This is a genomic window from Rubritalea sp. (assembly GCF_039830215.1).
GTDB lineage: Bacteria > Verrucomicrobiota > Verrucomicrobiia > Verrucomicrobiales > Akkermansiaceae > Rubritalea.
The window spans coordinates 20,889-34,235 of the sequence record NZ_JBDOPO010000366.1; the positions used below are offsets into that span (position 1 = coordinate 20,889).

Annotated in this window: 12 protein-coding genes; all 12 read left to right on the plus strand. The window is 45.2% G+C overall.

All coding sequences use genetic code 11. The annotated features are described in order from the left end of the window. The first annotated feature begins 1 nt into the window (after position 1). The 12 genes from ABGY95_RS12460 (at position 2) to ABGY95_RS12515 (ending at position 13,134) form a co-directional block, all read left to right on the plus strand. Positions 2–643 carry a hypothetical protein gene (locus ABGY95_RS12460; RefSeq protein WP_347442009.1) on the plus strand — a complete coding sequence of 214 codons (642 nt, stop codon included), beginning with the start codon at positions 2–4 and terminating at the stop codon, positions 641–643. A gap of 133 nt (positions 644–776) precedes the next feature. Next, positions 777–1,877 carry a glycosyltransferase family 4 protein gene (locus tag ABGY95_RS12465; protein WP_347442010.1) on the plus strand — a complete coding sequence of 367 codons (1,101 nt, stop codon included), beginning with the start codon at positions 777–779 and terminating at the stop codon, positions 1,875–1,877. Between the two features lie 26 nt (positions 1,878–1,903). Continuing rightward, the gene (locus ABGY95_RS12470; protein ID WP_347442011.1) at positions 1,904–2,737 is read left to right on the plus strand and encodes a glycosyltransferase family 2 protein; all 834 of its coding nucleotides are present in this window, start codon (positions 1,904–1,906) and stop codon (positions 2,735–2,737) included. Positions 2,738–3,077: 340 nt separating this feature from the next. Then, the gene (locus tag ABGY95_RS12475) at positions 3,078–3,848 is read left to right on the plus strand and encodes a hypothetical protein (RefSeq protein ID WP_347442012.1); all 771 of its coding nucleotides are present in this window, start codon (positions 3,078–3,080) and stop codon (positions 3,846–3,848) included. Beyond that, positions 3,827–4,939 carry a glycosyltransferase gene (locus ABGY95_RS12480; protein ID WP_347442013.1) on the plus strand — a complete coding sequence of 371 codons (1,113 nt, stop codon included), beginning with the start codon at positions 3,827–3,829 and terminating at the stop codon, positions 4,937–4,939. Before ABGY95_RS12475 ends, ABGY95_RS12480 begins: the two co-directional genes overlap by 22 nt. Before the next feature lie 85 nt (positions 4,940–5,024). Then, a complete protein-coding gene (locus ABGY95_RS12485; RefSeq protein ID WP_347442021.1) occupies positions 5,025–5,399 on the plus strand; it encodes a glycerophosphodiester phosphodiesterase family protein in 375 nt (124 codons plus the stop codon). Between the two features lie 860 nt (positions 5,400–6,259). Next, entirely contained in the window at positions 6,260–8,332 is a 2,073-nt protein-coding gene (locus ABGY95_RS12490) for an O-antigen ligase family protein (RefSeq protein ID WP_347442014.1), read from the plus strand. A gap of 2 nt (positions 8,333–8,334) precedes the next feature. Next, complete coding sequence (asnB, locus tag ABGY95_RS12495) at positions 8,335–9,903, plus strand: asparagine synthase (glutamine-hydrolyzing) (protein WP_347442015.1); 1,569 nt, start codon at positions 8,335–8,337, stop codon at positions 9,901–9,903. 5 nt (positions 9,904–9,908) lie between these two features. Beyond that, positions 9,909–10,673, plus strand: coding sequence for a sugar phosphate nucleotidyltransferase (locus tag ABGY95_RS12500; RefSeq protein ID WP_347442016.1), 765 nt, complete (start codon positions 9,909–9,911; stop codon positions 10,671–10,673). 34 nt (positions 10,674–10,707) lie between these two features. Further along, positions 10,708–11,430 carry a CDP-alcohol phosphatidyltransferase family protein gene (locus tag ABGY95_RS12505; protein WP_347442017.1) on the plus strand — a complete coding sequence of 241 codons (723 nt, stop codon included), beginning with the start codon at positions 10,708–10,710 and terminating at the stop codon, positions 11,428–11,430. Positions 11,431–11,432: 2 nt separating this feature from the next. Next, positions 11,433–12,362 carry an exosortase/archaeosortase family protein gene (locus ABGY95_RS12510; protein WP_347442018.1) on the plus strand — a complete coding sequence of 310 codons (930 nt, stop codon included), beginning with the start codon at positions 11,433–11,435 and terminating at the stop codon, positions 12,360–12,362. 4 nt (positions 12,363–12,366) lie between these two features. Further along, positions 12,367–13,134, plus strand: coding sequence for an exosortase-associated EpsI family protein (locus tag ABGY95_RS12515; RefSeq protein ID WP_347442019.1), 768 nt, complete (start codon positions 12,367–12,369; stop codon positions 13,132–13,134). Positions 13,135–13,347: the final 213 nt, after the last annotated feature.

The following is a 13,347-nucleotide window of genomic DNA, read 5'->3' on the forward strand; positions in this document are numbered from 1 at the left end:
TATGAAGAGAGGCTTAATTATCGCTTTTACAGGCACTGACGGTTCTGGTAAAAGCACAGTTATAGAGGAAATCACACCGTGGTTGGAGGAGTTAAATACGGAAGGTGTTCATTATGAGCATTTGAGACCTAACTGGTTGCCTCCTTTAGGTACTATAGCTGGTAAGCCCGTGAAAGATACTCGTTCTCCCGTGGTGGATCCCCATGGGCAAGAAACAAGTGGCTTCCTAGGTTCCTTAGTGCGGTTGTGCTATTATTCGCTAGACTATAGCGTTGGGTATTGGCTGAAGACTAGAAAATTGAGTAAAAAGGGGGCAATATGCCTCTTTGATCGCTACTTTTATGATATTCTGGTTGATCCAAGAAGGATGCGAATCCAATTGCCAGAATGGATTTTACGAAAGATTTTGGGGCTATATCCAGAGCCAGATCTGATTATTTGTCTTGGTGGCGACCCTGAAACTCTTTACGCACGTAAACCTGAAACGTCTCTTCAGGAGGTAAATAGGCAGGTCGTAAAGTTAAATGAATTAGTAGTAGAAGAAATGCGAGCATCTTGGGTGGACACGACTCAATCATTGGAGGGTACGATCGCAGAAGTGCGTGAAGTGATTGAAAACCACGCAAACGGTCAGAAAAGTTGAGATGATAGTGGTACAATCATCCTTTGCGTGTGAACCGCTCCGTGGCTCAGAACCCGAAGTTGGTTGGCGTTGGATGTTGGAAATGTCTAAATACCACGAAATAGTGGTGTTGACGCGATCCAACAATCAGCAGGTGATCGAAGACTACCTCAAGAATAACCCCCAACTGTGTAATGGTGTCACTTTTAAGTACTTCGATCTGGGTCCCATTGCATTGACGCTAAAGAAGCGTTGCAACTGGCTGAATTGGTATTATGTGCTTTGGCAGTGGCACGCTCGTAAGAAAATTCGTTGTTTGGTCCGTGAACATAAAGCGAGCTTGGTGCACTTGGTCACTTTCGCCTCTTTTCGGTATCCAGTGTTTTTGGGTAAGGCTGGCGTCCCAGTTGTATGGGGGCCAGTAGGAGGCGGTGAAACGGCGCCACTCTCTTTACTGTTTCACCGGACTAGATGGAGAAGCTGCGTTAAGGAGCTGATTAGAAATATGGCTACAGGATTTTCTAGTTTCTTTGCATCTACTATAAACCCTTGTTCTAAAGGGGGGGGGCGAGTACTGGTGTCCACTCCTAGAACTCAAAAAATTCTGGAATTGAAAGGTATTCAATGCGAGATCATGCCTACGATAGGCCTCAATGAAGGAGAAATACTTTGCGACGAGAAAATACCAACAGTAGAAAATGGATTAAATTTTCTCTTTGTTGGCCGTCTAGTAGTATTGAAGGGAATTCATTTACTTTTAGAGGCGTTTTCCCAAGCAAATATGATAAATGCTCGCTTAACTATTGCGGGCGATGGACCGGAGCTCAAGCACTTAAAGATGTTGGCTAGTAAGTTAGGAGTGAGCGCGCGAGTTGACTTCATCGGGCATGTGGACAAAAAGGCGATTCATGAAATTTATTCTAACCATCACGTATTAGTAGCTCCTAGCTTATATGAAAGTGGAGGCTACATGGTTTTAGAGGCATTTTCGCATAAGCGACCGGCCATTGTTCTTGATGTTGGAGGGTTGGCTTTATCTGTGAATGAACAATGCGGAATTAAAGTGCCGATAGGATCAGCGAAAGATGTGATCGAAGGTCTCGCAAAAGCCCTGTTATTTTACCATAATTCTCCAGAAAGTATTTGCGAACATGGTGCGGCAGCTAAGATTAGGTCCGAAGCAATTTATGGCTGGAGGTCTAAAGCTGAACGAATGAACACATTGTATTTATCTACTATTGAAGATTTCCCATAGAAGACCTATAACTCGTCATTATTATTATGCCTTCCTTAGAACCAGATTTCACCATTGTCACTGCTAGTTATAACTATGTTGGTTTTATTCGTGAGATGTTAGATAGCGTTATCAGCCAGGAGGGGGTGACCTTTGAGCATATTATTTACGATGCTGGATCGACTGACGGAACGCTGGATGTCATTCGAGAGTACGACCACATTCAACTCACTGTGGAGCAGGACAAGGGTATGAGTGATGCCATTAACAAAGGTTTCAAGGCAGCTAAAGGTAAGTGGGTGATGTGGCTAAATACTGATGATCGATTGAAGCTAGGCGCACTGGCTGCGGTGAAGGCCTTTGCAGAGAAGCAGCCAGAAGCAGATGTGATTTATGGAGCTTGGGACTTTATCGACGGGGAGGGCAACTTTCAAAGAACGATGGAGGTTTTCCCATTTCAGAAACTCATGCTAGCTCAATACGGTTGTTACATTGGATCTACTTCAGCTTTTTATCGTCGTGAGACAGTTTTAGATGAAGGGCACATTCTAAATGATCGATTTAAGTGCGTGATGGATGGTGAGTACTATAATCGATTAGCCTCATTAGGTAAAAAATTCGTGCACATGCCGGTCGTCCTCGCTGACTTTAGGATGCATGGAGAAAATTTGAGTCAAAAAAATCTGAATAAAACCGACATAGATGGAATGCTAAATAAACAATTACAGTATGCTGAATCTATAGCAATTAGAAGGGTTTACGGGATTACTTTGAGTAAAGATTTTTTCTTAAACGGAGTGGTAGATTTTTTCCTCTATAATATGTTTCGTTTTCTTAAATGGCCATTAAAACGGCTAAATAAACCTAGTCAACTCGGCTAGGCTCCCCCCAAAAAACAAAGGGCGGGAATTAAGGTGGATTTCAAGTATTTGAAAAATTGTGCAACAGTATAGAGATAGGCAATTCCTTGCGAACTTAGAAGGTCCAGGAGGATTTTTTAAAAAAGTCACCTTTAGAGGACTGAGGCGTAGGGGGGACTTACTTCTGTTATTGCCAAAAAATCGTGACCTAGCATTAAAAACATTAGGCCTGTATCAACCGCAAACCACCCTTGCGAAATGTTTTTCGAAAGTTGTAGAAGTTCTCCTAGTTTGTGGTTGGGATTGCTTTTTTAGGAGGGTGACAATGGATATCAAGGAGTCTAGTCCACTAAAAGACATAGTGAAACTAGGTGATTTCGGAGTGTTACTTGGTAATCCGAATAACTCAGCAAGAAGAGCCATTGTATTCCAAGAGTTTAGGGGAGTTAAACTAGTAACCAAGCTAGGGACTTCAGTCGAAGCAAAAAATGCAGTGACGCTGGAGACTCAGAATTTAGAATCTTTGCCTGAAGATCTACAGGGAGTACCAAATTTGGTCGAAGTAAATAATGAAGAGAATTGGGCGAGTTACACGACGACTTGGGTGGATGGAAGTTCCCCTAAACAGAGTGATGTGCCAGCAATTTTGGATTTCTTGAACTCTTGGCGTATTGGTGCCGAAGCGCAGAGCTTGAATAGCTTACCAGTTTGGAATGATTTGGTTTCTGAGGTGACTTGTGAAGATGAAATAGAATTTTTAAAAGTGGCTGGAGAGTGTGTAGTCAGTGAGAGTATTGTTCATGGAGATTTCACGCCTTGGAATTTGAAAATTGATACTAAGGGTAATATTAACGTATTGGATTGGGAGTGTTATCGCAGAGGTGGAGCTGCAGGATGGGACTGGGCTCATTACTTTGTGCAGTCAGCTTTACTCGTTGATAAAGGAGATGCCGAAGAGGTGCTAAAACGAGCCTACGAATGGGGGAACTCAGTACAAGGGCGTGAGTATCTTAAGAGAACTGGCTGGGGAAGAAACGTAAATGCATGGATAGGAACCTATTTATTGTATAAGGACCACGTGCTAAAATTTGACCGTAAAGATCTAATAAAGTGTTGGAAGAAAATGAAGTAGATTGCCTTATTGTCGGACAGGCTCCCCCACCATATCACGGACAGGCAGTGGTCACAGGCATGCTGTTTGATCATGTTTGGACAAAGTCTAGAGTGAGATTGCTGCGGATGTCTTACAGCGACTCGATCAATGAGGTGGGGCGGGTTTCACTGGTTAAGGTTTTTCATTTATTCACGTTGATCTTTCAAACCTGGAAGATCGTATTTACTCAAGGCCCAAAGGTTCTTTATTATTTACCCGCGAGTGCAAATCGAACACCTGTGCTACGAGATATTGTGTATCTCTTGTGTGTGAAATGGTGCTTTAAGAGAACAATTTATCATTTTCACGCAGGTGGATTACCTGCCTATCTGGAGAGTATCCCGGTTCTTGGGAAGGTTGCTCGATTCGCTTATGGGAACCCGGATACCGCGATTGACGTTATAGATACTCTCCCGGCAACAGGAGAATATTTTAGAGCCCGTAAAAATGTGGTGGTGAATAATGGTGTTGGGGTGGCCCTTGTGGACCGAGCTAGGCCAATCGGTGCCCGTTTTGAGGCGATCTATGTAGGCGTGCTTAATGAAGGGAAAGGCGTCAAAGATATTATTGAAACAGCCCGTGTTATGAGGCTTCAAAATGTGGAGTGCAGCTTTATCTTAGTCGGTGAATGGGTATCAGAAATATTTAAGGAGGAGATTCTGGGAAAGATAAATGACCTCGAGCTAAAGGGGGCGTTCCATTTCACTGGTGCTCTCAGTGGAAATGAAAAGTGGCAAGCATATGCCGATGCTGATTGTATGCTATTCCCTTCTCATTATGAAGCTGAGACTTTTGGAATGGTTTTGGTTGAAGCGATGGCCTATGGGTTGCCGATCGTGACGACCAACTGGAGTGGTATACCTAATGTAGTGGGAGACTGTGGCTGTGCTTATCTGTGTGATGTTAAATCACCAGAGCAGTATGCTGATGCGATTATAGAGCTAGTTGAGGATCCAATTTTGCGGGATGAGATGGGTAAAAAGGGCCAGGCTCGGTATGAGGCGGAGTTTACCAAAGATAAGTTCTTAGAGCGGATGGAAAGTGTTTTTGAGGAGGTTGTGCACGGATGAAAATGCTGTTCAAAAGAAGAATGAAAGTACCAGAGGTAGTTTTTCTCTCATCTGTAGCGTGGGCATTATACAGGCTGAAACGTTTGTGATAGGGCATCGGGGCGGGCAAGCGAGTGAGACTCCTGAGAACACTTTGGTTTGTATTGAGAATTCATTTTCTCGAGATATTTTTTTGGGGGATGAAGTTGATGTGAGAAAGACATCTGATGGGGAAGCGATGATGTTACATGACGGGACTATCGATCGAATAACCGATGGTTCTGGCGCTTTTGGAAGTTATTCCGCAGATGAGATTAGAGCGCTCGACGCAGGCAGTTGGAAAGGTTCACAGTTTGAGGGAGAGAAAGTTCCCAACTTGGTCGAAACTCTCGATTTGATAAAGAGCCATGGCTCGCGAGTCTATTTAGATATTAAAGATGAGAATCTGGCGCCTGTTCAACTAACGGTAAGCGAAGCTTAATTCGATGAAGACAAACTCACCTTTTTGACGTTTTATAATAGCCAGAGTACGTCATTTTTAACCAGTTTCCAATGGCTGAAGTGCTTCAACGTTTAGATTTAACCCCTTAAGCGTCAAAAATTATTGACAAGAATCTGGCTGAGCTCGCGGCGATCGTTGGCTCGGAGTGTGAAGTCCACAGGTTGTGGAGGAATATATCAATATGGGGGATGAGTAGTGGTTGAATGATGTTGAGACAAATCTGGCAGAGTATAAGCAGTTTAATGGTGAGTTACTTCTTTCGCCATTGCAGGATTTTGTCATCAAGGAACTCCAGGAGTATAAGCTGGTAGGAGTGGTGGCCATAAGCTGAAGTTCTCTTCCTAGTAGAAGCTACAGGATAGAGAGTAGTTCTAATTTGGTAGACTCGAAGGTAGTACAAGCCTGCGAGGTAGCTTCAGTACCAGAGCGGTAAACGGACTTGGTCCGCCTCACTGGAAGAGTCCGCGCCTTCAGGGTTGCTCTACATGGAGGGGTGACTCTAGATGAATAATTGAAAAATAAATGTCAGAAGCGGAGAAAGTAACTAAGTTTAGTACTCTGGATCTGTGGCGAGGTTGGGTTCAGACGTTGTATTTAGGGACAACTTCTGATTTACCTGCTTCTGTCTTGAATCTAAAAATAAAAATAATTTGATGTTTCGAATGAATCAAATCCTTTGGCTTTTAGCATTTACGTTAGTTGGGTGTTATGGAGTGACTTTGAGTTGGGGTTTGCTGGCTGTGAGTGCGGTATGTGTGGCTTCGGCCGGTTTAAGCTCAGCAGTTGTCGGGTTTCGTGATGGCCTTCACTCGTCAAAACTGGATTGGCTGATTTGTGTAGTGGCCCTCTACTTTGGGGGGCGGGCGTGGTTTTCACCGGTTTGGGATATAGCGAAGGAGGATGTGTTGCTGTTATGTATGGGCCTGATTGTTTATTGGGGATTTCGTTCAGTGAAAATGACTGGTTCGGCTCTGACCGTGATTGCTGGATTTATTTTAGTGAATGGCATCTATTTCTGTGTGCAGAAGGCTGGGGGTGATCTATGGCTCCCCTTAGATGGTGTTAGTCAACTCGCACAATCGACTCCGAATTTTGGATTGTTCCAAGATTATGGTGCTATGGGTAACGCAATGGCTGTGGTAGGAATGAGCTTTCTCAGTTGGGCAGTTTTGGCTCAAGATCTGAAGGTGAGGGGGAAATATTTGTTGGGGGTGTTGGGCTGTGTGGCTCTCATTTTAGCGTTCTTTTCTGGTTCACGTTCCACCGTGTTTTCGCTCATTGTCGCAGGAGGACTTATGCTGCTGGTTCTTTGGTTGAGAGCTGGGGTTTTCGATGAGACCGCTAAAAAGCGGATGAGGCTATTAGTGGTGTTAGGTGGAGCCTGTGCTGCAGTTTTGGTGGGGGCGTTGTCTTTGAGGACATTTGCTGAACGTGATAACAAGGTCGTGAGCACGGGTGTCGTGACCGAATCAAATATACGAGCATCCTATTGGGGGATGGCTGTGGACCAATGGAGAGAAGCCCCTCTCGTGGGTGAAGGCGCTCGAGCTTATTCCTTTAAATTAGTCGATTTTTGGGAAGATAGTTTAGCGTCTTCTGATGCTACTCCTGAATTTGTGCATAACGAATACCTGCAGGTGCTAGCCGACTATGGAGCGCTTGGTTTATTTCTGCTGTTAGTCGTGCTAGGGTTGCATTGGAGTGCAGCACTCCGTTCCGTTTTACTGGCTGACAAGATATTTTCAGTTAGGTGGATGAGCTTGGCTGGTTTGTTAGGAATCACAGTGATAATGGTCCATAGCTTCACTGATTTTCCACTGCGTTTGCCATTCAATATGTTTTTAGCCGCAGTCTGTTTGGGGTGGTGTGTTTCGGGTGAGGAGAAAGGTGAGAGGAGAAAGAGAATAGAGGCGAGGAAGAGTACAAGTTTGGACGATAAACCGACAAAGAAAAGAAGAGAGGAGAGGGACTCTGAAACTGGGGGAGGAAAAAGGATAAAGGATAAAGGGCTGGCTGCGATAATGATTTTACTTTCAGCTGGGATGTTGTTGTTCGCTGGCCGTGAAGTCTGGGCAGCAGCTCCCTTGGTACTTGAAAATCAGGATAGAGAGGGGCGGGCTGGGGCTGCAAATGGCGGTGAAGCTCTTCTAGAGGCATACACATTAGCAAATGGTCGGTCGCCAGACTTTCGTAGGAGCCAGCGTCTGGCTAAGATCTATCATTCTCGATACGGGCGCGGGGATGAAGCAGCCTTTTCACGGGCTGAGGAATTTTATAAAGAGTCGTTGCTTCGTCATCCTTATAATTCTGCGCCTTTGCTCAATTTGGCCAATCTGTATAGGGACGCAGAGATGTATGCTAATGCTGAAAAGTATTATGACCTAGCTGAGCCGTATGTGGCCTCTCGCGATTGGCACTTTAAGTACTATACGCATCGAGCTTGGATGATGATCGCGCAGGCTGAGAATGCATATAGGAATAAGGAATTCATAGCTGCTGACCAATATCTCATCGGGGCTGGAAGTTTGGTGAAGCAAGGATCCTCAGCATCAAAGCCAAGGTTGAATATAGAACGTGATTGTCATGTTTCCAGGGTGCGCATGGCCGTTGCTCGCGGAGCATATGACGCAGCTACGGATCTATGGCTAGAGACGAGAAAGCAGGTTAAACCATGGGTGATCAACGACAAAGAGGCTCGGGTCTATAGAGCGTTAGGAGAAGTCTATTATGCTGCCGCACTTCGAGAGTGGAAAACGAGAGAGCCTGAGCTAGCCAAGACTCTTTTTCTGAAGTCTAAAAAGTTGTACGGACTGGATAAAAGGGTTCACGGAAACAAAGGGGGCACACAACGAGACGCAAATGTGGCAAACATTGAGAAGTATCTTGAGGTTCTGGAAATGGGAGGTTTTTAATTATGTGTGGAATTCTTTATAGTGCGCGTTGTTCTAGCAGAGAGTTTGAAGGGGCATTGCCGCTGATGGCTCATAGGGGGCCTGACGCACATGGTATAATCGATTTAAATGACGCTACTTTTGTCGGTCACCAAAGATTGAGCATTCTTGATCTAGGGACACACAGTAATCAGCCCTTTGTCTCTGTGGATGGAAACCTTGTTCTGTCTTATAATGGTGAGATCTACAACTTCCGAGAGTTAGCGGCTAAGTATTCTTTAGAGTGCAGGACGCATTGTGATTCGGAGGTGTTACTGCTGCTCTACCAGAAGTTAGGTGTCCAATGCCTTGGTGAACTGAACGGCATGTTTGCCTTTGTCGTGGTTGATAGGCGAGATGGTTCAGTATTTGCCGCGCGCGACCGTCTGGGGGTCAAGCCTCTCTATATTGATCGCCGAGGAATGGCGCTGGCGTTTGCTTCAGAGATTGCACCATTGTTAGAACTTAATCCATCTTATGAGTGGGATGAAGAAGGCCTACGTCAGTATGTGAAACTGCGCACATGTTTCGGAAGTAAGACGATCTACCGTGGGATTGAGCAGCTTCCGGCAGGGAGTTACTATAGCAATGGCGTAGTCAAGAACTTCTGGGAGCTTCCAGAGGGGGGGCAAGAGCCACCAAGTGATGAGGAACTTCGCTTCCTTGTTGAGGACGCTGTTAGACTTAGGATGGTGTCGGATGTGCCAGTAGGATCCTACTTGAGTGGTGGATTGGACAGTACGATTATTGCTGGGCTATCCGGAGTGGAAGACGTTTGGTCGGTGGGGTTTACGGAGAAAAATGAATTTGAATACGCGCAATTGGCTGCGGATTCCTTTGGGTTGAAGCATACTCCATGCGTGGTGGATTCAGTGGAATTTCAGTCCACAGCGCAGGACATGATCCAAAAGCGCCGTGAGCCATTGAGTGTGCCTAATGAGGTTTTGATTTATCTAATGACTCAGCAGGTGAAGTTGAAAAATACAGTAGTGCTGAGTGGTGAAGGGGCTGATGAGCTTTTTTTTGGATATGATCGTATTTTTCGATGGGCCGCGGGAGCTGCTAAGTTTGACCTGAAGCAATTCGACAAGCTTTACAGCTATGGCTCCCACTCAGATGACGAGATCGTGGATTCCGTGCTGCAATCACATTTAAAAGTGGCCAAGTCCACTGAGGATGCCGTTGCTCGATTTTTCCAGTTAGATCACCTTCAAGGCTTACTCAGGAGGCTAGATAATTCGACGATGTCGGCCTCGGTTGAGGCTAGGGTTCCTTTTGTAGACCATCGATTGATCGAGCGATTCGCTGGGGTTTCATCGGACTATCGAATGGCGGATGGTGTGGTAAAGTCACCCTTGAAGCGTCTTTTCTCGGACATCGTTCCATCCCGCATTATTCAGCGTAAAAAAGTGGGTTTTCCCGTGCCATTAGAGAAAATTCCTTTTTATGACTCTAGTGAAACGGGGACAGTGATGGATCAATGGTTAAAGTTTAACTTGAGGACTCTCACTGGTTGTGATGGTCTGTATCAGTACATTATTAAATCTCCCTAAAATTCTTGAAAATTTTCATATTAGCAGCCGGTAAAGGTGAACGTCTCTGGCCACTCACAAAAGACAACCCTAAGCCACTAGTCGATGTGGGAGGTGGCGTCACTTTACTTGATGAACAGCTGAAGAGGTTGAGTGAATGTGGAGTTGTTGATGAAGTGGTGGTCGTGACTGGTTATCTGGGCCATAAAGTCGATGAAAAAGTAGCCCAGTTAAATATCGATGGAATAGAGTTGAAGACGCTTTACAATCCGTTTTTTAGGCAGAGCAATAACCTAGCAAGTCTTTGGATGGCCCAGCACGAAATGCATGAAGACTTCATGGTGACCAATGGTGACAACCTATTCAACAAAGGCGTGTTTCGCAATTTTAGTGAAGCGTGTGTGGAGAATGGAATTTACCTTTCAGTCGGAGCCAAATCGGATTTCGATGTGGATGATATGAAGGTGACCCTGAGGGGGGAGTGCGTCACAAACGTGTCGAAGGAGATCGTGCCTGAAAAATGCCACGCCGAGTCGCCAGGCTTGTGTTTGGTGCGAGGAGAAGCTGCGCGCAAAACGTTTCGTGATGCAATGCGTTCTGAGCTGACGTCAGACTATGGCCTACATTCCTTTTGGTTGACTGTTTTCCGAAGGATTGCGGAAGAAGGAACCTGTGTAAAACCTTGGTTTTTTGATGCTCAAAATCGGTGGAGGGAAGTGGATATCCATCCTGATCTCAAACAAATGAAGCTTTTCTTAAGCAGGATGGTACAGAGCGAGGGACAACTGTAAGAATCGAATAGACGTGGGATCTCAAAAAAAATCTATGAGGCCAGAATGGTCAGAATTTTCTGACGCGGTGCATGACGGTGGAGGCCAATGGATGACCGAAGTCTACCACTATGCTGGGGCATTTTTTGCCTTCTTAGCATCTCGCTGTAAAGTCACCCCAAACCAGCTCACTCTAGCAAGCGGCTTACTGGTAATCCTCGCAATGGTCTTGATGTTAGAGTTGGGGCTAGGTAGCTGGATTGCTGCTATTGGAGTATTAGTGTTGATGGTTGTTTCCTACGCGCTTGATTGTGCTGACGGGCAGTTGGCTAGGGCTACCGGACAATGTTCAAAATATGGGACATGGCTCGACCATGTGGTGGATGCTGGGAAAATTTTTGTAGTGCATGGGAGCATCGGTTGGATGTTGCTAAATGCATCGATTGCACATGGGTTTCCTGCGAGTTGGTGCTTTCTTGGGATGTTTTTAAATATGGCGGGTTCGGCACTGTATTTCTTCGCATGGAACTACAAAGTGATGATTGCTGGGCAAGGTTTGATTGTTAGGCTCGCTAATGAAAGATCGCAATCTCGAGTGCGGATGTTCCAGTTTTCGCAACAAATTACGGATTATGGATGGTTCCCACTACTTTTTATTTTGCTGATTGATCCGCAGAAATTTGCTCTAGCTTACTTTTTATACGGGGCGGGAACTTTTGTGATCTTTATGGCATATATCGTGGTTTCAGCCTGTTATATGACTAAGTTAACAGACTAAATATGAATACTCAGAATAAGGAGTTCAAAGCTTGGCTTAAGTCGCCACTAGCTCTTCCCCTAAGCTTGATAGCGCTTGTCGTACTCTATTATTTTTGTATCTGTGATGTCTACACGGTGTTAGATAACCGGAAGAGTCAAGTGTTTCAGTGGATGGTTGATTCTTGGAATGGGAGGAATGACCTTCTGCATGGATTTGCAGTGCCATTTCTCTTTTTATTATTCTCGTATCAGTCGTTCAAAGTGATGCAGGATGAGCCTGACTCTAGTGGGAAAAGTGGGATTGCCTTTTTGTTGCTAGGGCTACTGTTATTTGTTGGATCAGCTAGGACCATTCAGCCTCGTTTGGCCTTGATAGGCATTCCATTTTTGATTTCTGGCTCAGTGATCTACGCTTGTGGTTGGAGGGCGGGTAGGCACATGCTCTTTCCGGCATTTTTCTGGTGGTTTGCAATACCGGTGCCAGGGCTCAACCAGCTGACAAATTTCCTTCAAGTCTTTGTAACGCAGGCTTGCTACTACGTCGGAAGTGGCTTGGGCATGGATCTCATCAATACTGGAAATGACATTACATCGGCGACCGGCAAATGGAGTGAATTCAAAATTGCCGAGGGCTGCAGTGGAATTCGCTCGCTCATGGCATTGGTGATGATTGCTGCCATTTTCGCTTATTACACGCAGGATAAATTGTGGAAGAAAGCTGTGTTGTTTGCCTCAGCTCTGCCGCTCGCTCTCTTCGGTAACTTTTGCCGAGTGTTTACTATCCTTGTATTGGCTGAATGCGGCTTTGAAGCATTTGCTGGTGGATTGTACCATGATTTTGCTGGGTTCTTCATATTCTTCCCTGCAGCGCTAGGGGGGCTAATTTTGTTGGATAGGTTATTGAATCCGAAAAAATTTAGAAAAAAGGTGAAAGTCACCCAAAAGGGATAGAGCTATGCAAAATTTGAAGAAAATGACGAAACGGCTGTGGATTCTTCTGTTTGTCTTGTCTCTGGGGTTTTCCATGATTTGGCTTCTGCCGAGTCAAAAGGAGATGGTTCTTTCCCGCTTGTCAAAGGATCTACCTAAGTCGATTGCCGGCTGGCAAAGTAGAAAGCAGCAAGTCAGTAAGGCTGAGCTAGAAGTTCTAGCTGCTGACACTGAGTTCGCGAGGAAATGGTATTTCACTCCAGCGTTGCCCGGCTTTAATGGAGTAGAGGTTTCAGTTGTGTTTTCAGGTAAGGATATCAACAATAGCTTGCATAGGCCCGAGGTTTGTCTGCGTGCGCAGGGGTGGAACTTTGTGAGGCAAAGGTCGCTTGTTCTATCTGGAATCCTCCCTGGTGGAGAAGATTTACCCGTGCGAGAGCTCGTTTGTGTCCGACCTAGAGTGGAGCAAAATGGAGTCGAGCCCCCTAAAAATAAGGATGGAGAGCCAGTCTATGATATGCGCATACATTACTATACCTTCTTTGGTGCCGAAAAGATTGTCTCAGGTCACTACGAGCGAACCTTTACGGATATCGAAGCCCGACTTTTACATGGCTACGACCAACAATGGGCATACGCGACTTTTAGCGTGGGAGTGACCTCGGTATATCTGGACCAAGGCTTCAATATCCCGGACGACCAAATTTATGATAAGCAGCAAAGCATTCAAATCATGCAGGAGTTCATGAAGAAACTGCTACCCCAGCTAGTAAAGCCGAATGGTAATTTCTAATTCTATTGAAGAGATTCTGGTACTCACCCTCAGTCAATTCTGTATAAAATCATCACCTGTACTTGGCTGGCCGGAGGGCTCAATGAGCTGGACCCCGAAATTCGGACAGGTAGTTAAGCTATGATTTTGATGGAGGGGAGCGGTGCAAACCGCGAACCTAAACCAACAAAATGAAAGCAAAACGTAAAAGACACGAAGCTGAATTCAAAGCAC

Coding starts and splice junctions, on each gene's coding strand:
- ABGY95_RS12505 (WP_347442017.1), top strand. CDS start 10,708: ATGAGGCCAGAATGGTCAGAATTTTCTGACGCGGTGCATGACGGTGGA.
- asnB (WP_347442015.1), top strand. CDS start 8,335: ATGTGTGGAATTCTTTATAGTGCGCGTTGTTCTAGCAGAGAGTTTGAA.
- ABGY95_RS12470 (WP_347442011.1), top strand. CDS start 1,904: ATGCCTTCCTTAGAACCAGATTTCACCATTGTCACTGCTAGTTATAAC.
- ABGY95_RS12515 (WP_347442019.1), top strand. CDS start 12,367: ATGCAAAATTTGAAGAAAATGACGAAACGGCTGTGGATTCTTCTGTTT.
- ABGY95_RS12460 (WP_347442009.1), top strand. CDS start 2: ATGAAGAGAGGCTTAATTATCGCTTTTACAGGCACTGACGGTTCTGGT.
- ABGY95_RS12510 (WP_347442018.1), top strand. CDS start 11,433: ATGAATACTCAGAATAAGGAGTTCAAAGCTTGGCTTAAGTCGCCACTA.